The following is a 21,277-nucleotide window of genomic DNA, read 5'->3' as shown; positions in this document are numbered from 1 at the left end:
ACGGGGTTTGAAAAATTGCTCACCGAACGGGGGCATTTAGGGGAGGAGAAAAAATGATGAGCCTGGGACAACATCAGGTTTTTGTCCATGAAACCCCGGCGGGGCATGTCAGTTGGACACCTGTATTGAATGCTGCCGTTTATTATGTGGATCGCCATATCGAGGAAGGGCGCGGTGAAAAGACGGCGATCTACTATTTGGATCAGACCTTTACGTATGGTCAAGTTGCCGAAATGGTCAATCGTGCCGGCAATACCTTGCGTTCTCTTGGCATCCTGCGGGAACAACGGGTGTTGTTGCTGCTTTTGGATTGTCCCGCTTTTGCAGCCGCCTTTTTCGGGGCCATGAAAATAGGGGCTGTACCGATTCCGGTGAACACGCTGCTGACACCGGCGGACTATCTTTATATTCTCCAGGACTCACGGGCCACAGCTGCCGTTGTTTCTGCGGAATTACTGCCAGGGCTGTTGGAAGTGAAGCATCAGTTGTCGTATTTGCAGCACATCCTGGTCGTGCCGCCGTTGGAGAATCCTCAATCATTTACGGTGCCCACTGATCTGGGTCTTTATGACTGGGATGAAGCACTAGCTGGAGCGAAACCGTTTTTAGAGCCCGAGGCTACATCAGCCGATGAAGCAGCCTTTTGGCTTTATTCATCGGGAACGACAGGATTCCCCAAAGGGACAATTCACCTGCATCATGACATGATCGTCTGTTCTGCCACCTATGGGCGCCATGTTTTGAACATCACCGAAAATGATATTACCTATTCCGTGGCGCGTCTTTTCTTTGCCTATGGGCTTGGTAATGCCCTTTATTTTCCCTTTGGCGCTGGGGCTGCCACTGTGCTTAATCCGTACCGGCCGGAACCGGTGAAGGTGCTGGAGATTGTCCAAAAATACCGCCCTACGCTGTATTTTGGTGTTCCCACTTCCTATACGGCAATTTTGCAGGTTCCTGAGGCGGCACAGCGGTATGACCTGTCCAGCATTCGCTTCTGTGCGTCAGCCGGCGAAGCGTTGCCGCGTCCGATCTTTGAACAATGGCTGGCTACGTTTGGCCTTCCCATCTATGATGGTATCGGTTCCACCGAAATGGCCCACATTTTCATTACCAACAAGCCTGGCGCGTACAAGGCCGGCAGTTCAGGGACGCTGGTTCCAGGGTACAGAGCGCGCATCATCAGCGAGGGCCGGGAAGTACCGGTCGGTGAGATAGGCAACCTCATGGTCAGCGGGGACAGCGCAGCTGCCGGCTATTGGAACAAGCATGAGAAAAGCAAGGAAACTTTTCAGGGATCCTGGATCAATACGGGCGACAAATACTATAAGGATGCCGAGGGGTACTACTGGCATGTAGGACGCAGTGATGACATGCTGAAAGCCGGCGGCATCTGGGTGTCTCCAATGGAAGTGGAAAACATCCTGATGGAACACCCGGCCGTCCTGGAAAGCGTCGTGATCGGCCATATCGATGAAGACGGTTTATCCAAACCCAAAGCCTTTGTGGTGCTGAAACCAGGCTTTGAGCCGGGGCCGGCAATGGTCAAAGAGCTGCAGAATCACGTGAAGAAAAGTGCCGCCCCTTACAAATATCCGCGCTGGATTGAGTTTGTGGACTCCCTGCCCCGGACGGCTTCCGGGAAAATCCGTCGCTATGTACTGCGCAACTTAAGCACGGCAGTGCCGGCGGAGAATTCGCAGGCTGGGGCCTAGCTGCCGGCAGCAAGAAAATCAGTCACGATGCACATAAAAGGCCAAGGCGCACCGAACGCTCATCGAACGGTGCGCCTTGGCCTTTTATGTATACCTACTCTTTGCGACAGCAGTGACCATACGAGAAGATCCCTTGTGCAGTTACGCAGCAGACGGTTGCGGTGCTGTTGGATCACGACGGGTCGGTGATTTGGAGAAGAGCTGCGGCATTGCTGTATAAAATTGCCTGGACTTGTGCCGGCGGGAGATGCTTCAGGAGATCCGTCCGGGCGGCAGCAAGGCTGGCAGAACGCTTCATGGGATGATGGGCATCGGAACCGATCAGATCGATCAGGTTCATTGATAAAAGCTGCCGGGCACAGGCTTGTGCTTCAGGACCGGCCTGTCCGGTTAAGGATTCACCGTTGAGTTGAAAGAGGACACCTTGCGTACGCCACCGGAGGAGAAGCGACGGGGCCTGCTGGACGGGCCGGCAACGCTCGGGATGGGCGATGATCGCCGTGATCTGGCGGTGGGAAAGCTGATCAAGAAGTTCATCCACTTCCGGAGGGACATCATTAAAAGGCAGTTCGATCAACAGGTGCGTGCGTAAGTCGGCAAAGGACTGCACGATTCCTTGATCGAACAAGTGGGGGATCGCCGGATCGTAGGCTATTTCGGCGCCGGCCAGTACGGTTAGGGGAATGGCGGCTTTGCGCAACCGGTATTGGAATTGGTCAAGTTGATGGAGGATTTTTTTACGATGATTATCATAGCGACGCTGGCGGAAATGAGGAGTCATTACCATCACCTGGGTTCCAGACTGAACGGCTTGCCGCGCCATGATCAGGGCGTCATCCCAGAAGGCAGCGCCGTCATCCAGATCGGGCAATAGATGGGCATGGCAGTCGATAATCGGGTACTCCAGCAATTCTTCAGACAACATAGCGAACCTTCTTCCGTCGAATCTTTACATCCTTTTTGTTGCTTCTCAAGAGTTTAATGGAAGGAGAAAAACCCGGACTTGAGCCGGGTTTTTTCTCACTGTTGCAAGATGAGGTCCATGAAAATTTTTCTTACTTCCGTCCATTCCGCGCGAAGGACGGAAAAGTTCACGACCTTGCCCAGATCGTTGGCTCGCCCTGCGGCTTCGTAATGAGCACACATCGATGACAGACGCAGAGCCCCCAGCGCTGCCGAGGCCGATTTGAGGCTGTGGGCCGTTTTCATAAGTTTTGCGGCATCAGCAGCATTAAGGGCCTGTTCGATCTGAAGTAACAGTTCTTTTGACTCGCCGAGAAATGTCTCAAGCAATCGGGCGACTAAGCTCGGTTGTTCTCCGCTATCCAGGTCCTGATACTCCTTGAGGAGCTCGAAGTCAACGGTAGGGATGCCGGCAAAGAGTTGCTCATCAGGGGAGGCATTGGCAGGGGCATCGGCAGCAGCAGCTTTGTCGACGGCACTGACGGCGGCATTAGCATTGGCGACGGGGAGTGAAGATTGCGGGGCCACCTTAAGCCAGCGCTGCAACATTTTTTGCAGGATGGATTTGTTGAGGGGCTTGGAAAGATAATCATCCATGCCGGCAGCCAAACATTTTTCCCGATCGCCTTGCATGGCAAAGGCAGTCATAGCGATGATGAGGATCTTTTTGCCTTTTTCTGTTTGCCGGATACGGCGCGTTGCTTCATAACCATCCATGACCGGCATCTGACAATCCATAAAAACCAGTGAATAATCATCCTTGGACAAGGCATCGAGGGCTTCTTGGCCGTTGGTTGCGACGGTTACGGAAAAACCAAGCTTCTCTAACTGCGTAGAGGCAATGGTGATATTAATTACGTTATCCTCTACAAGCAAAACCTTGCGCATGGCAGGAGGTATGCTTGCGTCGATGCTACTGATGGGGAGATGGTCCTGAACTGCGACCATCGGTTGTTTTGCTGGTTGGAAGGTTATCGTAAACCAAAAACAAGTTCCCTTTCCTTGGTGACTTTGCACGCCCATATCGCCGTGCATCAGTTGCACAAGCCGGTTAGTGATGGCTAAACCCAAGCCGGTTCCGCCATATTTTCGGGTTGTTGATTTTTCTCCTTGGATAAAAGGTTCAAATAAATCGCATTGATTTTCTTCGGAAATGCCGATTCCCGTATCCTGAATGGCGAAACGGATCGTTTGTGCACCATCTTGTTGATCGGCCGCGGTAAGCGATATCTCGACACGTCCATGTTCGGTGAACTTAATCGCATTGCCGATGAGATTAAAGAGAATTTGTTTCAGATGAATGGGATCGCCATTGACCATGGGCATCACAGCGGGATCAATGTGTAAATTAAGTAACAGTCCCTTTTCCATCGCCGTAGGCAACAATATCTTAGCCGTTTCTTGCACGATTTTATAAAGATTAAAATCGATGCTTTCGATGGTCATCTTGCCGGCTTCAATCTTGGAAAAATCTAAAATGTCGTTAATGATGGCTAGTAGCAAGTTGGCAGAGATGATAATGGATTCAACGATCTCTCGTTGTTGCGGCTCGAGTGGTGTATCCAACAGCAGTTCGGTCAGGCCTATGACGCCGTTCAGGGGTGTGCGAATCTCATGGCTCATAGTGGCCAGGAAGTTGCTTTTGGCAAGATTGGCCTTCTCCGCTCCTTCCTTGGCCTGGAACAGATCAGCTTGGATCTGCTTGGTATCACTCATGTTGGTAATGAAGGCGTACGAATAAACTAATTCCCCCGCTTCATTGTGATGGGCAGATACATGAAACCGGGTCGGGATGAGCTTTCCTGATTGGGTACGAACCTCAAAATCGTAGACCTGCTTCGGTGGTAAGGAGATCAAATCGTATTGCCGATTCAAAATTGCTATTGATTCTTCGGTCAAAAAATCACTAAGATTTTTGCCGATGCATTCATGATGCTCATATTCGAGCATGTGGCACAGCGATTCGTTACAATCAATAATCCGCTGTTTGTTGTCAAACATCCCAAAGCCTTCCATTGATGCTTCAATGGCTTGGTGATAGCGGGTTTGGGATTTTGCCAGATCCAACTGGGCCTGACGGCGTTCCGTTACGTCAATCCCCATCGCCAAAAGGAATTGGGTATCGCCATAATGGACCAGTTGAATATGAATTTCGACAGGGTAGGTGGAACCGTCTTTCCGCTGATGAAACAATTCATAAGAAATTTTCTCTTGTTCGCCTTTGATTAAGGATGCTAAGTAGCTGTTAAACGTTGTTTCCGTCAGTGACGGCATGATATCAAAGGGTGTCATGCACGTAAGTTCTTCCATGGAATAGCCCAATTGATTGATCGCACTGGCATTGGCATAACGAAAGTTGAAGGTATGCGGGTAGAGGATATAGATCTCGTTGACGCTGGCTTCTAAAATGGTCGAGAACCATTTATACTCGATTTCGGCTGTTTTACGCGCTTCTTCCGCCAGGTGACGTTCGGTAATATCGCGGGCTATGCCCAGGATCGCATCGACTTGGCCGTTAGCTCCTTTGATCGGGACGAGCTTTGTGTCAAGCCAGAAGTCACCATTACGCAAGGATACTTTTTCTTGAATGGTTATTGAGTTTCCGGTTGCAAGTACCTGATCACGGTTGGCTTTAAATCGAACACCTGTATCGCCGGGAAACAAGTTGCTCATCGGGTTGCCGACAAGAGCGGCAACCGGTAAATGATATCGTTGGGCAAAGGCTTGGTTGGCATAGCGCAGGATGCCGGCGCGATCAATTAGAAAAATATAATCGTCCGCTGCTTCTGCTAATGTACGGTAAAGTTCGTAATTTTTTTCGAGCGATGCTAGACGGGCTCTATCCATGACCGTTTTCACATTCCGAAAAAGCCGATATGGACGTTTGTGCTGAGGTTTTTCGGATGAGTTTCGGGCGTTGGCCATTTGAATCGCTCCTTAGGCATGTTTCGGTTTGTTATATTACATAGTAGCGTTATACTACATATTATAACGTATAATGATCCTTTTGGGTAAAGGGTTGGGGCATCGCATGATTGTCGTGCCGGAGTTATGTTTTTTGGATAGTTGGAGAAAAAGGAGGAGTGAGAGATGCCCGAAAAGTTCTGGTTGCGGGGCAGTCGCGCCGTTGCGATCGCGGCGATGCTCGGCGTTCTTACATTTCCCCTGGCTGGATGCAATGACACAAGCCAAGTTGCTCAGGGTGACTTGGTGGAAGAGGAATATGATGAAGAAGAATACGAAGAAGAATACGAAGAAGAAGATGACGATTCCATCTTCGTGCACGACGGCGTACGTTACATTCCCTACCGTTCGTTTACGGGCCCCTATGTCAGTGGAGCGTCGCTGGTAGCCAAAAAAGGGGATACCTATGTCCCTTATACCGGGGCAAAGTACCCGACCGGGTGGAATGCCAATCCAAACTATGTTGCGAAATCGTCCTCAACGGCGAAGGGCACGGTGGGTCAACGTTCCAGCAGCTTTGGATCATCAAAGGGTAGTTCATCGTCTTTTGGGTCTGCAAGCAGTTCTTCCCGTAGCGGATCATCAAGCGGGTAAAACCAAAAGAGCAAAGGAGCCTTGGGATGCGAATACAGGAACATCCGCTTTTGGGGCAGGGGGATCGGTACATCGATAAGTGGGAAGCCTTCTTTGCCGGGTTAATCGAAGGCGGTTTGTCTTGGGCCTTTGATGCCTGTGGCCACCATTATTTGAATTTATCGGCTATGGTGCTCAACGCCCGTGAGTGCCGGGCCATGGAAGAGGCCCATGGGCGAGTCGTTGTTCTTTACAATGAAATGTTGGCGCTGGTTCGAAAGTTTCCTGAATTGCTATGTGATCTAGGGATCCCCGAGCCATTGCATCGTCTTTGCCTTCGTGATGATATTGCTGCGCTTACTGCCTACGGACGGTTCGATTGGATGGTTGGTGCGGACGGAGAACCGAAGCTTTTGGAGTTTAACGCGGAGACACCGGGAGGAATTCTCGAGGCCACCAGTGCCCAACGCTTAATAACCTGCGAATACCCTGGCTTCTTGGACCCGAACGCCGATACAGCAAGTCGCGTACTTGATTCTTTGGCGAACTCCGTGACCGTTCAGGGTGGAAATTCCCTAAGCTCACCCGTTGCTGTCATCGGTTTTCTGGATGATCCGGAGGAACGGGCGATTTTGCACTATATCGCGCAAGCTTATGGCAACAGTTTTGTCGGTGATATTCGCACCTTAGAAGTGGGCCCCGAGGGAGCGACGGTCGGGGGCCGATGGGCGGAATTGATCTACTCGCACTACTCGGTGGAGTGGATGGCTAAAGACCGGGGCGGTGCTGCCATGATGGCTGCCCTTGAGTCCGGAGTCGTCCGGCTGGTGAACCCGCCAAAGACGCTAATTGCGCACTCCAAAGCGCTTCCGGCAGTGGCTTGGATCGCCAGAGATCGACTTTCCGCGGCGGCGCAGGAGGCCATTGATCGCCATCTGCCGCGCACGGCCTTTGAGCGGGAGGCGCTGATGGACTCGATCACCTTTGAGAAACCTCTTCATGGCCGTGAAGGCCGAGGTATTCGCAAGCTAGAGCCCAGAGAGCCCGGAAGTTCCGGTTTTGGTGACGTTGTGTACCAGGAGGGCGTAAGCGTAACGGCCTTGGAATTTCCGACGGTACGGAACGGACGGGTGGTTCGCGAGCCGCTTTTTCCGACGATCGGCACGTTCTGTATTGCCCGGCAACCGGGAGTTATGGGGGAGTTTGGCGGTTACTTTACCCGCTTGGGTCCTGACGTTATCGGTGCGGCCAATGTACGCTGGGTACCCACCTTGGTGGAGAAGTAATAAGAAGATGGGGAGGGAGTTTGCATGTTGGGCGTTGAAACGGCGAGTATGGCCAATGCGGCACTCTGGACGGTTGTTTGCTTACTGCTCCAAGGCCTGGCACAGCTACTGTTGCACTGGATCACCCCTTATGATGACTGGAAAGAAATTTCTAATGGTAATACGGCTGCTGCCATTGTCGTTGCAGCACAAGCCATCGCCATCGCTTTGATTTTGTACCATGCAGTCATCGGCAATGAGACGATCGTGCAGGCGATAATCTGGGGAATTGTCGGTATTCTTCTCACCGTTGGTTCTTATGTATTGTTTGAATTGGCAACGCCGAAAATCAATATAGGTGAAAAGATTCGCGAAGGGAATGCGGCCGTAGCGCTGGTCGCGGCGGCGTTAATGCTCATGACTGCGATTATCGTCAGTGGGGCGATCTCCTGAACGCGCGCTCTTCTTGAGCGATACGGCAACCCAGCGTCGGCGCGCTCCCCTGTGCCATTGCGCTCATGCCCGGTGACATCCTGTGATTTGCATAACTTTGCGTCCCCAAAGGCAACCTAAAATTGATCAAGCGGTTTGGCTTGAATCTTGGCTGGAAGCTGGGGGATAATTTTATGGATGACAGTGACATCATCTGTGCTTGTGAAGAAATCACCTACGGTGAGATTAAAAGCGCTGTGGCCGGCGGCGCAACATCGTTGGAAAAAGTCCAGGAAATGACCCACGCCGGTACGGTTTGTGGACAGTGTGAAGATGACCTGCGATCCTACGTCGCTCAATTGCTGAAAAAGTAAGTGCCAGGGTCTGCAAAGCCCATTTGATTTTTTGCGGATCAACACAAAAGGCCCGTAAGCGAGAGCGCTTTTTTCAAAGCGTACCTGCTTACGGGCTTATCAACAGGGGAGTTTCGCTTTCTTTCGCGTAATGCTATAATATTTTTCACAAGATTGACATCTGCTTCAACTCTTTCCTCCTGCTTTTGCTTTCTTCATCCTACGAAGATGGACAATCTGCTTGATACCCGAATTCGATACATAGGAGGTTAATCACTAATCATGAAAATCGAAACGAAATGTCTGCACGAAGGCTATAAGCCTGGCAACGGTGAGCCCCGTCAACTGCCGATTTACCAAAGCACCACCTATACCTACGATTCAACTGAACATATTGGTCAACTTTTTGACCTTACCGCGTCCGGTTATTTCTACACCCGTCTGGCCAATCCCACCGTTGGGGCCGTAGAAGAAAAAATCGCTGCCTTAGAAGGCGGCGTCGGTGCGTTATGTACTTCGTCGGGCCAAGCCGCTTCTTTTTTCGCGATCCTGAACATCATGAAATCGGGCGATCACTTTATCAGCGCAGCTACCATCTATGGCGGGACGGTTAATCTCTTTGCCGTAACGCTCAAAAAGATGGGGATTGAATGCACTTTTGTTGATGCCGATGCTTCGGAAGAGGAGATCCAAAAAGCCTTCCGCCCCAATACCAAAGCGGTTTTCGGTGAAACCGTGGCCAACCCGGCGCTGACCGTGTTGGATATCGAAAAATTTGCCGCCATTGCCCATAAAAACGGTGTGCCCTTGATTATCGATAACACCTTTGCTACCCCGGTGCTTTGCCGACCCATCGAACATGGTGCCGATATCGTCATCCACTCGACCACTAAATATATGGACGGACAAGCCGTTCAAGTCGGTGGAGTGATCGTCGACAGCGGCAAATTCGATTGGACCAACGGGAAGTTTCCGGAGTTTACCGAGCCCGATGCATCGTATCATGGGCTGGTCTATACGCAAGCCTTTGGCCCTGCCGCTTTCATCGTCAAGGCACGGGTACAACTGATGCGGGACCTGGGCTCTTCGCCGGCACCGCAGTCCGCCTTTTTGCTGAATTTAGGTCTTGAAACGTTGGCGGTGCGCATGGAAAAACATTGCCGCAATGCCGAGAGGATTGCTTTCTTTTTGAATCAATGTGAAGAAGTGGAATCAGTCAACTATCCTTGGTTAGAAGGAAGTAAGCACAAGGAACTGCAGCAAAAATATTTGCCCCTGGGCTGCAGCGGTGTGCTTTCCTTCGTCGTTAAAGGCGGCCGAGAAAAGGCCGTGAAATTCATGGATTCGTTGAAGCTCGCTTCGAACGTGGTCCATGTGGCCGACATCCGTACTTGCGTACTTCATCCGGCCAGCGCTACCCACCGGCAACTAAGCGATGAGCAGTTGGCAGCCGCGGGGATCTCGCCGGGGATGGTACGGCTTTCGGTAGGTCTGGAAAATGTCGATGATATTATTGAAGACTTAGCCCAAGCGTTGGCGGCAGCCAAGGAAAACTGATTTGCGTAAGAAAAACGAATTGCGTAAGGAAGACGAATTCCATAGGTAAAATCGGTCCCCCTGATGACGGTCCCCCTGATGAGGCAATAAGGCCTTGCAGGGGGACTTTGGTTTGGTATCGGGGAAAAGGGGCGGTAAAGGGGAGGAACTTCCTGGGGATTGTCGAAAACACGATTGAACACAAGATGATGCAGGAGTGGGAAAATTTAAAAAATGGGCTAAACCAATTTCTTGCCATTATCGATATATACAAACAAACAGGAATGTAAGCAAAAAATCTACTTATTTGGAGCGTTGTATCTGGCTGCAACCAGGCTGTAACCGGTTGAACTGCCAAAGGGATGAGAAAGCGTATGAGAAAGGGTGATAAATGATGGAATATGAGCAAATGACGGCAGGAAGCCGAGGAGGGCTTCACCATTAGCTCAATCGTCTGGAGCCTTGGCTTGATTGCTGTAGCGCGTTTGATCGCTGCAGTTTTATGTATGCTCAAATCCCAATTCCAAGGAACGGAGGAACGCGGTGGATCTCCCCAACAGGATCGGGTTGATCCATATCCCTTACCGGGGAGGACCGTCGTTACGGTGGAGACCCTGCCGGCAAAATATTTGGAAGGTTCACCGGAGGAAGTACTGGCCCAGGCGTTGGACAGGATCCCCGATGATCTGGCGCAGTTTCGAGAAATGGCGGAGCATGGGGAAGTTTTTCAGCAGCTTGTGGAGTCAGCCGGTCAAGACAATCAAGGGGAGAGCGCCGGCCAAGGTACAACGCTAAAGGCAGCGCAGCTGATGGCCCGTTTGGGTGATACGGTGACTAACTTAGGCACGTGGCTGGCGCAAAAGGAAAAAGAATACCAGGACGCTTGTGCTGCGATGGACCAAAGTGAAAGAAACAAAAAAGCATTAGAAGACGATAGGGATGAATTGAAGGAACTGGAACGGCGGTGGAGGCCTGTCGAAGCTGTGGCGCCGGGATTCCTTGTGCTTATTGGGGAAACACTTCCGGAGCATTTGGCTCTGTTCCATCAAATCAATCGTCAACTTTATGTGTTAAAGTGGTTCTACGCATCGCTACAAAGGGAATTTGAAAGGATTCATCCAGCCGATCATCAGGTGATGGAAGCGATGAATCAATTCCAGAAGGAATTTGATGAGACGATTGATCCCGATGCGGCAGCCTGGAAAAGACGGTTTGAACGCTATGAGGAAGAGGCCGCGATTTTTTGCGCCACCCTTCGTGACGTGATCCAGCGGGCTACAGAGGAAATCGAACAACAGCTTATCGAAGCAGAGCAAGCTGCCGAAACGGCCGGTGCTGTTGTGGAGCGATTAGCCTGGCTGCGCGATGCGCGGAGCGTCGTTGATACAAGCGTGCGATGGGATGTGGCAAAAGGCGTCGCGGCCATCGAGCGGAATCTTGGTCGGGGTGACGGTACGATCCTTACTGATTGGGAGCAACTGACCCATAGGATCAACGAACTTGCCGAACAATTGGCCATGGAGGAGCCGACTGATAAGGGAGTTACCGTTACGGAGAACGGGGTCACTGATGTGGAGGACGGAGTTGGGCAGGTTAGCACAAGTCAGGAAGGTACACCATGCAGGCTACCTATGTCATCGCTTGTTGAGGGTAATGCCCTTAAACAAGCTATTGAACAAGCGCAGCCGGGCGAGCGACTTTATCTGGCCGCCGGTACGTATCACTTGAACAGCACCTTGCTAATCCGCAAGTCGTTAACGTTGCATGGGGCCGGTGCGGACAAGACGATCCTTACTTACGCGGGAAAAGAAGCAATGATGATCTTTGCCGGTAACCATGAATGGCGCCTACAAGATCTGGCGGTGCAATATACCGGAAGCCACTGGGACGTTAACGGTGTACAGATCACCGGTGGAACGATGGAGATTAACAATTGCTCTTTTCATGGTTTTTATCATGAAGACCAAGAAGCTGATCAGGACGAATCATCCGGCTATGGCTATGGTATGATGATTTCCGGTGATACTCGCGGTACGATTCAGCATAGTCGCTTTTTTGACAATCTTTGTGGCCTGGAGATCAGCGAAAAGGCGGCCATTGATGCCATCGGCAATACATGTTACCAGCAGGCTCGCTCCGGCATTGCCTACAAAGACAACAGTTCCGGTACCCTTCGCCAAAACGAGTGTATTGATAACGGTTTTGGCATTATCGCCGAAACGGAAGGCACGGTTCTCATCGAAAAAAATCGCTGCTGGGGCAACCATATCGGTATTGGCTATGCCGGCTATGATGCGTCGTCACAGGGCTTTATCCGGGAAAATGAGATGGTAGACAATGAATTCGGCATCTATGTCATCGGTGAAAGTGAACCCGGCCCGGAAGTAGAGGGAAACATTTGCTTGCATAACGAATCGGCGATCGTTGTGGGCGAGCAAGCAGCAGGGCTGTTTTGCCAAAATGCCTGTATCCAAAACAAATCTGTGGGTATCTTGGTTATGGAACAGGCCCAGGCGGTCCTGGAAGAAAATTATTGCGCGGCCAACGGGTCAATGGGCATTTGCTTGCAAGAAGAAAGTCACGGCAAAGTCATCGACAACGTCTGTCATCATAATCGGCAGTCAGGGATCAAGACCATGAGCAAAGCACCGCTGCTGATCCAAGGCAACGATTGTCAACAGAATCTCGATGCCGGTATTTATCTGGCCAATGAATCACCGGCCCACGTGTTCGGGAATCATTGCAGCCATAACTTTTGGGGAATTTGTGTAGCCGAAAAAGCCAGTCCCTTGTTGGAGGACAATTATTGCCATGAAAACCAGCATGGGATTACCTTTGGCGATGAGAGCCGGGGCACTTCGACGAAAAACCGATGCGAAGCCAATGAAATGACGGGTTTTTATGTGCTTGATTTTGCGCAACCGACGGTGAAAAAGAACATCTGCAAAAAAAATAAGCTGCAGAGCATTGCGGTCATGGATCATGCCGGCGGCTATATCGCCAAAAATATCTATGAGATGAACGGCGCCGATGAAATATTTATCGATGAAGGGGCCAAGCCGAAAATTGTGTAAGCAGTCAAAATCCATATAGGCTTTCATGAAGCGGTAACATCGATAGTAATGAAGGAATAACACACCAATCGTTGAAAGGATGAACAAAGGGAGCATGGATTTTTTTCAATGTTTGCCGCTGGACAAGGCGCGCGATCGGATTGCGGGCAGCCTTGCCGGTGTGACGGTCGCTCCGGAGACGGTACTGCTCATCGATGCGCTCGGCCGGGTTGCCGCCCAGGATCTTAGGTCTCCCGAGGATTTGCCGCCCTTCAGCCGATCCACCGTCGATGGGTTTGCCGTGCGCAGCGCTGATACCTTTGGCGCCAGTGAAACGGCGCCCGCTTTTTTTGTAGTTATCGGTGAAGTGTTCATGGGGCAGGCGGCGCCAATGGAACTGGCCCCTGGGCAGGCCGTGGCGATTCCAACGGGCGGTATGGTCCCGGCCGGCGCTGATGCCGTGATCATGCTGGAATATACAGAGCAGCCGGACCGGCAAACGCTGCTGGCTTTGAAACCCGTGGCGCCTGGAGAAAATATGGTCGCTAAAGGCGAAGACGTCAGCGCCGGTCGACGGATGGTCAAGCAAGGGCAAAAGATCACACCGGGGCACATCGGTGTGCTGGCGGCGTGTGGCATCACCGAAGTGTTAGTTCGTCAACGGGTCAAAGTCGCCTTGATCTCCACCGGTGATGAACTCGTTGATATTCATGAGACGGTACAGATGGGGCAGATTCGCGACGTCAACTCCTATGCCCTCGGTGCCATGCTAAAGGAAGCCGGGTGTCAAGTGACGCTGATGGGCATCGTCCGGGACTGTGGTGCCGATTTTATCGAGGCTTTGCAAAAAGCCACTAAAGATCATCATCTGGTGATTATCTCCGGAGGCAGTTCCGTCGGTGCTCGCGATTACACTGTTGAAGCGATCAATGCGCTTGGTGATCCGGGGGTACTCTTTCACGGCATCGCCGTAAAACCGGGCAAACCGACGATTTTCGGCATGATCCATCAGGTGCCGATCTTTGGTTTACCGGGCCATCCGGTAGCGGCCATGGTCGTTAGTGAGCAAGTGGTCAAACCGGCGTTGCGCCTGCTGTCGGGGCAAAGCGAGTACACAGAGCCCTATCGCGTTTCGGCCTCTCTCGGGCGCAATCTGGCTTCGACACCGGGCCGAGATGATTTTTTCTGGATACGGCTACACCCGCAGGGAGAAAGCTACCGGGCGGAGCCGATTCTCGGTAAATCGGGGCTGATCGGTTTAATTACGGAGGCCGACGGCATGCTGCATATCCCGGCGGATCAAAGCGGGCTTTATGACGGTGAACAAGTGAAAATCATGCTTACGCGCAGCCGGGAATAAAGGGGGGCGACCACTGTGCTCGGCAACAAATCCTACCTCCATTGCCTACAGCGACAGCAGGCACAAGAGCGGTGGTGGCAAAAGCTGGACGAACAGGGCTATTTTGAGCAGCTTCCCTGTGAAACGGTAGCGGTGGAGTTTTCCCTGGGCCGCATCACCGCCGGTTCCGTTTTTGCCCGGCAATCGGTGCCTCATTATAACGGTGCCGCCATGGACGGGATTGCCCTCTGTGCCCATGATAGCTTCGGGGCCCAAGAAACAGCGCCTAAGCGACTCCGGTTGCTCCAACCGGGGGAACCTTTTGCTGCCGGTGGCTGTTATGCCATCGATACAGGCGATGTGTTGCCCAATGGAACGAATGCCGTGATCATGATCGAAGATGTGCACTGGGCCGACGGCATGGCGGAGATCATCGCGGCAGCAGCGCCGTGGCAGCATGTGCGCATCATCGGAGAAGATATTGTGGCCCGTGAGATGGTCATTGCCGAACATGAAGTGATCACGTCGGCCGATATTGCCGCCTTGCTGGCAGCCGGCGTGGAAGCGATCGAAGTGATTCAGCGGCCGAAAGTGGCCATCATACCGACGGGCGATGAAATTGTAGCCAGCCGGGAGGAACTGCAGGCAGGCAAGATTTTGGATATTAACTCACCGATGCTGGCCGCAGCCTTGACCTCATGGGGGGCTACGGCGCTGCGGCGGCCGATCGTCAAGGACGAGCGCCGGTGTATCGTCGAAGCGATGGAAGCGGCCTTGCGGGAAAGTGACATGGTCATTGTCATTGCCGGTACATCGGCCGGGCGGGACGACTATACAGCCGATGTGCTAAGCGAGCTTGGTGAAGTGCTTGTTCACGGTGTGGCGATGAAGCCGGGCAAACCGGTGATCTTGGCCGTCTGTCAGGGTAAGCCGGTGATCGGCTTGCCGGGCTATCCGGTGTCGGCGATGCTGACGGCTGAGTTGTTTCTGCGTGATGTCGCGCAAGCCCGGCAAAAGCTGCCCCTGACGGCTACTTCGGAAGAGACGGTGACGGCCAGCCTGGTTAAGCCGGTGCCTTCCACGATCGGCATGGAGGAATACCTCCGCGTATCGGTGGGCCAGGTAGAAGGGAAAACCATCGCCGTTCCAGTACGCCGGGGGGCCGGCTTGATCTCCTCGCTCACCAAAGCGCAAGGCATCATGCGCATCGATGCGGCCGATGCCGGTGTCAATACAAGCACACCGCTGCCGATAAGGCTATTACGTCACGCCCGGCCAGCCCAGCATACGATTCTGGCCGTAGGCAGTCACGATTTGGCTTTGGAGATCCTTGGTGTTTATTTGCGGCGCCGGATGCCTCATGTTTCTTTGTCCTGCGCCAATGTGGGCAGTATGGGCGGCATCATGGCCATTCGCAACCATGAAGCTCATATTGCCGGAATTCACATGCTCGATGAAGCTACCGGCCAATATAATCTGCCTTTTGTCCAACGATACGTACCTGGTTTCTTAGCGGATCTGACGGACCCGACGAACCCGATGGATCTGACGAATCCGACGGGGCAAACCGAGCGAACGGGGCGCTTGATCCATCTGGCCCTGCGCCAGCAAGGACTGATCGTGCCGCCAGGGAATCCGCTGGGGATTCACAGTCTTGCCGATTTGACTCGCCCCGGCCTTACTTTTGTCAACCGGCAGCGCGGTTCCGGTACGCGCATGCTTTTGGATAAGGAATTAGGCAAGGCCAATATCGACGGATGTCAAATCAATGGTTACGAAAAAGAAGTGGCCACACACATGGCCGTCGCCGCTTCGGTACTTTCCGGTACAGCTGATGCCGGCCTCGGTGTGCAAGCGGCGGCGCAAGCGTTGGGGTTGGCGTTTATACCGATCGCCCAGGAACAATATGACTTGCTTCTTAATTTTTCCCCTGATGATGAGCGTTTGCAGGCGATTATCGAGATCTTGCATACAATGGAATTTCGCCGGGAAATAGAAGCCTTGGGTGGCTACAGCTTGTGCAAGGCCGGGGAAACGGTGCAGGTACAATAAAGAGAAAGAGCAGACCTGGTGATCATCTCCATGATCCGGGTCTGCTCTTTTTTTGCGTTTGTTATATAATAGGGAGATAGCATGAAAACCTTTGGAGATCATACTGCATGCAGCAAGATGGACGGATACATGTATCCGGAGGTACATAAGGATGAATAATACCATCAAAAAATGGTTGTTTCCCAAGCAGATTACCCGCCGGGTCTATGTGAACGTCGTGTTGGTGGTGGTGATGCACACCTTGTTGCTCACAGGCCTGGTGCATATCGGCTTTTTTAAGAAAGAACGATATGAACGCAAGCTGGATATGCTCAGTGCGATTCAACAGATGGAAAGTCAGTATCCGGCAAGGGCCAATGAATACATAACAGCGTATCAGGCCGGAAAAATAACCAAAGCAGAATTAGAATGGCAGATGCACCGTGTATTGCAACCGGTGGCCAACCAGTTTTCTGAACTTTACCCGAATATTGATTTTGGCTATTACTCCAATGATCTGCAGCAGATTGTGGCTGCCGCGGAAAACAGTCAAAGTTATATTCGTGTTTTTGCTTATTCCTACAAGTTACCGGAGCCAAGCAGAGAAGAAGCAGACTGCCTGGGTACACGTGATCCCCGGCGTTTGTTAGGTTTTGATATCCAAGGCGAGACCGATACGTACAGGTATAATCAATTTTGGGACGAGCCGACCATGTATGCGTTGCGTCCCCTTTATCATGATCAGCAGATTGTTGCCTACGCATGGGCCGCGGTGCACCGCAGTTCCATCAACCGGGCGATCATCTTACGTACGATGGAAATCGTCTCGGTGGAATTCATCTTTGCTTTGACATTTTTGATGGCGGCCCGGCGGATTTATCACCAGATGAAGCGTGAAATCAAAGGCTTCGTGTTAACGGCCCTGGGAATGTCGGAAGCGGCCAAAGCGGTGCAGAAAGATAAAGAAAATGTGCTTCCTGAAATCGAACTCCTGCTCGAAAAAGTTTCAGCCGATAGCCAAGAGATCGCCAAGGTGAGTGAGCAATTGTCCCTGGAGACGGGGCAACGGGTACGTGCCGAAGAAGACATGGTCCATATTTTTTCCCTTACCAATGACGTCTTGTGCATCATCGATGAATCGGGGATCATTCGGCGGCATAATCCCGCACTGGAACGGCTCTTGGGCTTACCGGAAGAGCAGATTGTCAATCATTCACTGTTTGAGTTTATCTCCAATCGGGAAGAAGAAAAAAACATAGAAGGGTCCGCATTGGTCTCCGGAGCCTTTGAAACACTTTTGCAATCCCGTCAAGGAGAACAGCGGTTAATCGCCTGGAATATGGTGCGTTCCGGAGAAAACATCTACGCTTCCGGCCGGGATATTACGGAGGTGCGACGGATTGAAAGAGAAATGGCTCGTTTGGACCGGTTGAGCTTGACGGCGCAAACGGCCGCCGGCATCGCCCACGAAATTCGCAATCCCTTAACGGCAGTGCGCGGATATTTACAATTGCTACAACTCAAACAAGAATGTGCTGCAGCCGGATCGTACTTTAAGATCATGATCGAGGAAATTGATCGTGCCAATGGGATCATCACAGAATTTCTCTCGCTCTCACGTACGCAAATTGCTGATTTGCGGCGCGGGAATCTTAACCGGGCCATCGAATCGATTGCGCCGCTGATGGGGGCCAATGCTGGAAGCTTGATCCTTGAATTGGGCGACGTACCCGATGTGTTGTTTGGGGAAAAGGAATTCCGGCAAGTGCTGTTGAATCTGGTGAAAAACGGCTTTGAAGCCAGCGGTCATGACCAAAAAGTGACGGTAAGAACGTTCGCCGAAGACGACGCCGTCGTGCTCCAAGTGCAAGATCAAGGTCCCGGCATACCGCCGGACGTGCTAAGTAAGCTGGGAACACCTTTTTTCACAACGAAGGACACGGGGACTGGGCTGGGGTTGGCGGTTTGCTTTAATATTATTGCGGCCCATGGAGCCGAATTGAAGATTGATACCGGGAAAAGTGGGACGACCTTTGCGATCCGTTTTCCGCTGATCCAGCAGGATGATTAACGTTTGGTTCGAAAATCTACCTAATATATATTTCCAATGATAGCGAAAGAGGAGGCTTCTTTGATGAAAAGGCACTTTCAAATGATCAGTATTTGCGCGGTGATGACGATGCTGCTTGCCGGTTGTGCATCATCAACGTCGACACCTGCCCAAACAGCGACGAATCTTCCGCCGCAAGGAACAGCAGAACAGGTGAAACCGGTTTTATTTGCTTATGTGGGATCGGGAATTAAGGATCCCATGGTAGAACTGGCTCAGATGTATGAAACCAAGACGGGCATCAAAGTGGAAATGACCTTTAACAGTTCCGGTGCGTTGCTCAGCCAACTTGAGACATCGAAAAAAGGTGATCTGCTGCTCCCCGGCAGTCAGCCTTATGTGGAAAAAGCCCGAAAAGCCGGACTGGTGAGTGAAGTGACCGGTCCGCTGGCGTACCATGTGCCGGTGATCATGACGCCCAAAGGCAACCCGGCCGGTATCACGGGGATTCGGGATTTGACCAAGCCCCACGTGCAATTGATCGTACCCGATTTGGAATCGGCCTCCATCGGCAAACAGGCGTTGCGTATTTTCGAAAAAGCGGGAATTAAGGAAGATGTACTGAAGCGCGTGCTGACGTACGTGGAAACGGGACCGAAAGTGCTTACGACGCTGCAATTAGGACAAGGAAATGCGGGGATTGGCGAGTACAGTTCGGCGATCAAAGCGAAAGATAAGGTCGATATGGTGGAAATTGAGCCGGCCTTGAACGAAATTGAAGCGCTTCCCGGCGCCATGGTTACATATTCGACGCAGCCCGCAGCGGCCAAAGACTTTTTAGACTTTGCGGCCAGTGAGGGGCCGAAAGTATTTGAAAAACACGGATACAAAACCAAAATCGAAAAACCATGAGGCGGCAGGGAGAGCCTTTTTCGACGATCGTTACGTTGATTACGGCAGCCCTGTGTACCCTCTTGCTGGCGGTTTTCGCCGGGCTCCTCGGTTATGGGGAAACCGAGTCGATCAGAGATCTTTTTCAGGAACCGGAATTTCGCTTTGCCCTGCGTTTGTCCTTGCAGACATCAGTGGCGGCGACTTTGCTGGCGACGGTCGTGGCCATTCCTTGCGGCTATTTTTTGGCCCGAAATCATTTTCCCGGCAAAGTCGTTGTGGACAGTTTGCTGGAATTACCGATCGTATTGCCGCCGTTGGTTTCCGGGGTGGCGTTGCTGATTTTCTTTGGGCCTCTGTTGGGCCCCTTTTTGCAAGAGGCAGGCATCGCCATCGTCTTTACGCCGCTGGGGGTAATTGTGGCCCAGTGGTTTGTCGCGCTACCACTGGCGATTCGGTCTTTCCGCCAGGCTTTTGCCGCCGTCGATCCCCGGATGGAAAAAGTAGCCCGAACGCTGGGTTGTACGCCTTTTCAGAGTTTTTGGCGGGTTGTGTTGCCGATCGCCCGCCCGGGGATTTTGGGCGGTATGACGATGACCTGGGCGCGAACGCTTGGTGAGTTTGGCGCTACGGCGATGCTGGCCGGCGTGACGCGGATGAAAACGGAGACGCTGCCGATGGCGATCTATTTGAGTATGACCAACGGCGATCTTTCCTTTGCCTTAGCGATTGCGACCGTACTGCTTTTGGTGGCGCTTTTGGTGCTTACGGCTTTCAAGGTGTTCATGAGAACGGAGGTACAGCTATGAAGAGGGAATTGCTGTTGGACGTGCAGGGCTTGTCCTTGACGGCCGGCGCGTTTTCCTTGCAGTCGCTGTCCTTTCAAGTGCACCGCGATGATTATCTGGTGATCGTCGGGCCGACGGGATCGGGAAAGACGTTGTTGCTAGAAGCGCTGGCCGGGTTGGTGGCTGTGGAAGCGGGGCGGATTTTCTATCAGCAACAAGATATTACAGCGGCGCCGCCGGAAACACGCCGCTTTGGTTTCGCTTATCAAGACAGTTTGCTTTATCCGCACTTGACGGTGCGGGAAAATATCCTCTTTGGCGCGGCCGTACAGGGGCGAGCCAAAGCGCCGGAGATCCGGCGGCGCTTGACGGAACTGGCGGAGGTGCTGGCTATCGGGCCGATTCTCAACCGCCATCCGGAACGGTTGAGCGGGGGGGAACGGCAACGGGTGTCGCTGGCACGGGCGCTTCTTTTGCAGCCGCCGCTGTTGTTGCTGGATGAACCGCTTTCGGCGTTGGATCCGCAGACGCGGGCCGGGTTGCAGCAATTGTTGCGCCATATTCATCGTGATGAAGGCGTGGCCGTCATTCATGTCACTCATGATTTTGCGGAAGCGATGCATCTGGGGACGAATATGTTGTTACTGAACGAGGGGCGCCTTTGGCAGTCGGGAACGCCCCAGGAGCTTTTTGCTCGGCCGAACAGTGAATATGCTGCGCGATTTTTGCGGGTCGAGAACATCATTCCCGGCTCTATCCGCTGGCAGGACGATCAACGGTGGTTTGGTACGGAGCGATCAACCCGGTTGTTCGGGCCGCTGCCGGAGCAAGGGGCCAGTGAGTGGCAAGTAGGTGCACCGAGCTTCCTGGCGATCCGGGCGTCCTATATCCGGCTGACCCGAGAGGCGCAGACGGAATCGGGGCCGGAGTCAGAGTCGGGGCCTGGGCCGAGGTCGGTATCGGCGTCGGTGCCGGCACTGGCGGAAGGACAGGCCAAGGAATGTGGTTGGCCGGCGACGGTGACGGAGATTACTTTTCAAGGATCCTATGTGGAAGTTACCTGTCATGCCGGTGACTGTTGGCTTGTTCATGTGCCGATCGCGCACTGGCGATCATTGCATCTGCAACAAGGCGAGACGGTTTGGTTGGCCTGCCAGGTGAGCGATCTGCATGTGGTTCCACGGGCAGGACAGGAGACGTCGATGGATGATGGGCTTGATTGAGGTAAAACGGTATTAGGATCAGTGGAACAGCGAAGTCGTTGGAGCCGGATGGATACAAAGCGATTTGGTGGTATACTGATAGATGTGATTGCAATACTGCG

Annotated in this window: 15 protein-coding genes; 13 read left to right on the top strand and 2 right to left on the bottom strand. The window is 52.4% G+C overall.

Translation table 11 applies throughout. The features are described 5' to 3' along the window. The first annotated feature begins 53 nt into the window (after positions 1-53). Positions 54-1,715 (top strand): benzoate-CoA ligase family protein, encoded by a 1,662-nt coding sequence (locus EDD73_RS08430; RefSeq protein ID WP_243116845.1) that lies wholly within the window; start codon positions 54-56, stop codon positions 1,713-1,715. A gap of 172 nt (positions 1,716-1,887) precedes the next feature. Here the strand turns inward: EDD73_RS08430 and EDD73_RS08425 are convergent, their stop codons facing one another. Together EDD73_RS08425 and EDD73_RS08420 are read right to left on the bottom strand one after the other, a co-directional pair. Further along, positions 1,888-2,637, bottom strand: coding sequence for a tyrosine-protein phosphatase (locus EDD73_RS08425; RefSeq protein ID WP_131919344.1), 750 nt, complete (start codon positions 2,635-2,637; stop codon positions 1,888-1,890). A 98-nt stretch (positions 2,638-2,735) separates the two neighbouring features. Continuing rightward, complete coding sequence (locus EDD73_RS08420; RefSeq protein ID WP_165876408.1) at positions 2,736-5,525, bottom strand: PAS domain-containing hybrid sensor histidine kinase/response regulator; 2,790 nt, start codon at positions 5,523-5,525, stop codon at positions 2,736-2,738. Positions 5,526-5,768: 243 nt separating this feature from the next. Here EDD73_RS08420 and EDD73_RS08415 point away from each other — a divergent pair, with 243 nt between their 5' ends. The 12 genes from EDD73_RS08415 (at position 5,769) to EDD73_RS08360 (ending at position 21,176) form a co-directional block, all read left to right on the top strand. Continuing rightward, positions 5,769-6,236, top strand: coding sequence for a hypothetical protein (locus EDD73_RS08415; RefSeq protein WP_131919342.1), 468 nt, complete (start codon positions 5,769-5,771; stop codon positions 6,234-6,236). A gap of 26 nt (positions 6,237-6,262) precedes the next feature. Next, positions 6,263-7,501, top strand: a complete 1,239-nt coding sequence (locus EDD73_RS08410; protein ID WP_131919341.1) for a glutathionylspermidine synthase family protein — start codon at positions 6,263-6,265, stop codon at positions 7,499-7,501. Between the two features lie 24 nt (positions 7,502-7,525). Beyond that, complete coding sequence (locus tag EDD73_RS08405) at positions 7,526-7,933, top strand: DUF350 domain-containing protein (protein ID WP_131919340.1); 408 nt, start codon at positions 7,526-7,528, stop codon at positions 7,931-7,933. Positions 7,934-8,055: 122 nt separating this feature from the next. Further along, on the top strand, positions 8,056-8,286 hold the full coding sequence (locus tag EDD73_RS08400; protein ID WP_243116844.1) for a (2Fe-2S)-binding protein: 231 nt from the start codon (positions 8,056-8,058) through the stop codon (positions 8,284-8,286). Positions 8,287-8,547: 261 nt separating this feature from the next. Beyond that, the gene (locus EDD73_RS08395) at positions 8,548-9,822 is read left to right on the top strand and encodes an O-acetylhomoserine aminocarboxypropyltransferase/cysteine synthase family protein (protein WP_131919338.1); all 1,275 of its coding nucleotides are present in this window, start codon (positions 8,548-8,550) and stop codon (positions 9,820-9,822) included. A 446-nt stretch (positions 9,823-10,268) separates the two neighbouring features. Beyond that, positions 10,269-12,875 carry a right-handed parallel beta-helix repeat-containing protein gene (locus EDD73_RS08390; RefSeq protein ID WP_131919337.1) on the top strand — a complete coding sequence of 869 codons (2,607 nt, stop codon included), beginning with the start codon at positions 10,269-10,271 and terminating at the stop codon, positions 12,873-12,875. 94 nt (positions 12,876-12,969) lie between these two features. Then, entirely contained in the window at positions 12,970-14,214 is a 1,245-nt protein-coding gene (locus EDD73_RS08385) for a molybdopterin molybdotransferase MoeA (protein ID WP_131919336.1), read from the top strand. Positions 14,215-14,229: 15 nt separating this feature from the next. Next, positions 14,230-16,245 carry a molybdopterin biosynthesis protein gene (locus EDD73_RS08380; RefSeq protein WP_131919335.1) on the top strand — a complete coding sequence of 672 codons (2,016 nt, stop codon included), beginning with the start codon at positions 14,230-14,232 and terminating at the stop codon, positions 16,243-16,245. 151 nt (positions 16,246-16,396) lie between these two features. Beyond that, positions 16,397-18,295: a two-component system sensor histidine kinase NtrB gene (locus EDD73_RS08375; RefSeq protein ID WP_131919334.1), complete on the top strand. Its 1,899-nt coding sequence runs from the start codon at positions 16,397-16,399 to the stop codon at positions 18,293-18,295. Positions 18,296-18,358: 63 nt separating this feature from the next. After that, on the top strand, positions 18,359-19,186 hold the full coding sequence (modA, locus tag EDD73_RS08370) for a molybdate ABC transporter substrate-binding protein (protein ID WP_165876407.1): 828 nt from the start codon (positions 18,359-18,361) through the stop codon (positions 19,184-19,186). Beyond that, a complete protein-coding gene (locus EDD73_RS08365) occupies positions 19,183-19,974 on the top strand; it encodes an ABC transporter permease (RefSeq protein WP_131919332.1) in 792 nt (263 codons plus the stop codon). The genes modA and EDD73_RS08365 overlap by 4 nt, the downstream gene beginning before the upstream one ends. Next, complete coding sequence (locus EDD73_RS08360; RefSeq protein WP_131919331.1) at positions 19,971-21,176, top strand: ABC transporter ATP-binding protein; 1,206 nt, start codon at positions 19,971-19,973, stop codon at positions 21,174-21,176. Before EDD73_RS08365 ends, EDD73_RS08360 begins: the two co-directional genes overlap by 4 nt. Positions 21,177-21,277 lie beyond the last annotated feature (101 nt).

The organism is Heliophilum fasciatum, from assembly GCF_004341395.1.
Taxonomy (GTDB): Bacteria; Bacillota; Desulfitobacteriia; order Heliobacteriales; family Heliobacteriaceae; genus Heliophilum; species Heliophilum fasciatum.
Note: the sequence above shows the minus strand (reverse complement) of the source record. Positions and strands in the feature narration are given on the sequence as shown.

Excerpts from the sequence above, each read along its gene's own strand:
- EDD73_RS08420 (WP_165876408.1), bottom strand. The coding sequence starts at position 5,525 with ATGGATAGAGCCCGTCTAGCATCGCTCGAAAAAAATTACGAACTTTAC.
- EDD73_RS08415 (WP_131919342.1), top strand. The coding sequence starts at position 5,769 with ATGCCCGAAAAGTTCTGGTTGCGGGGCAGTCGCGCCGTTGCGATCGCG.
- EDD73_RS08365 (WP_131919332.1), top strand. The coding sequence starts at position 19,183 with ATGAGGCGGCAGGGAGAGCCTTTTTCGACGATCGTTACGTTGATTACG.
- EDD73_RS08430 (WP_243116845.1), top strand. The coding sequence starts at position 54 with ATGATGAGCCTGGGACAACATCAGGTTTTTGTCCATGAAACCCCGGCG.
- EDD73_RS08410 (WP_131919341.1), top strand. The coding sequence starts at position 6,263 with ATGCGAATACAGGAACATCCGCTTTTGGGGCAGGGGGATCGGTACATC.
- EDD73_RS08405 (WP_131919340.1), top strand. The coding sequence starts at position 7,526 with ATGTTGGGCGTTGAAACGGCGAGTATGGCCAATGCGGCACTCTGGACG.
- modA (WP_165876407.1), top strand. The coding sequence starts at position 18,359 with ATGAAAAGGCACTTTCAAATGATCAGTATTTGCGCGGTGATGACGATG.
- EDD73_RS08360 (WP_131919331.1), top strand. The coding sequence starts at position 19,971 with ATGAAGAGGGAATTGCTGTTGGACGTGCAGGGCTTGTCCTTGACGGCC.
- EDD73_RS08375 (WP_131919334.1), top strand. The coding sequence starts at position 16,397 with ATGAATAATACCATCAAAAAATGGTTGTTTCCCAAGCAGATTACCCGC.
- EDD73_RS08395 (WP_131919338.1), top strand. The coding sequence starts at position 8,548 with ATGAAAATCGAAACGAAATGTCTGCACGAAGGCTATAAGCCTGGCAAC.
- EDD73_RS08385 (WP_131919336.1), top strand. The coding sequence starts at position 12,970 with ATGGATTTTTTTCAATGTTTGCCGCTGGACAAGGCGCGCGATCGGATT.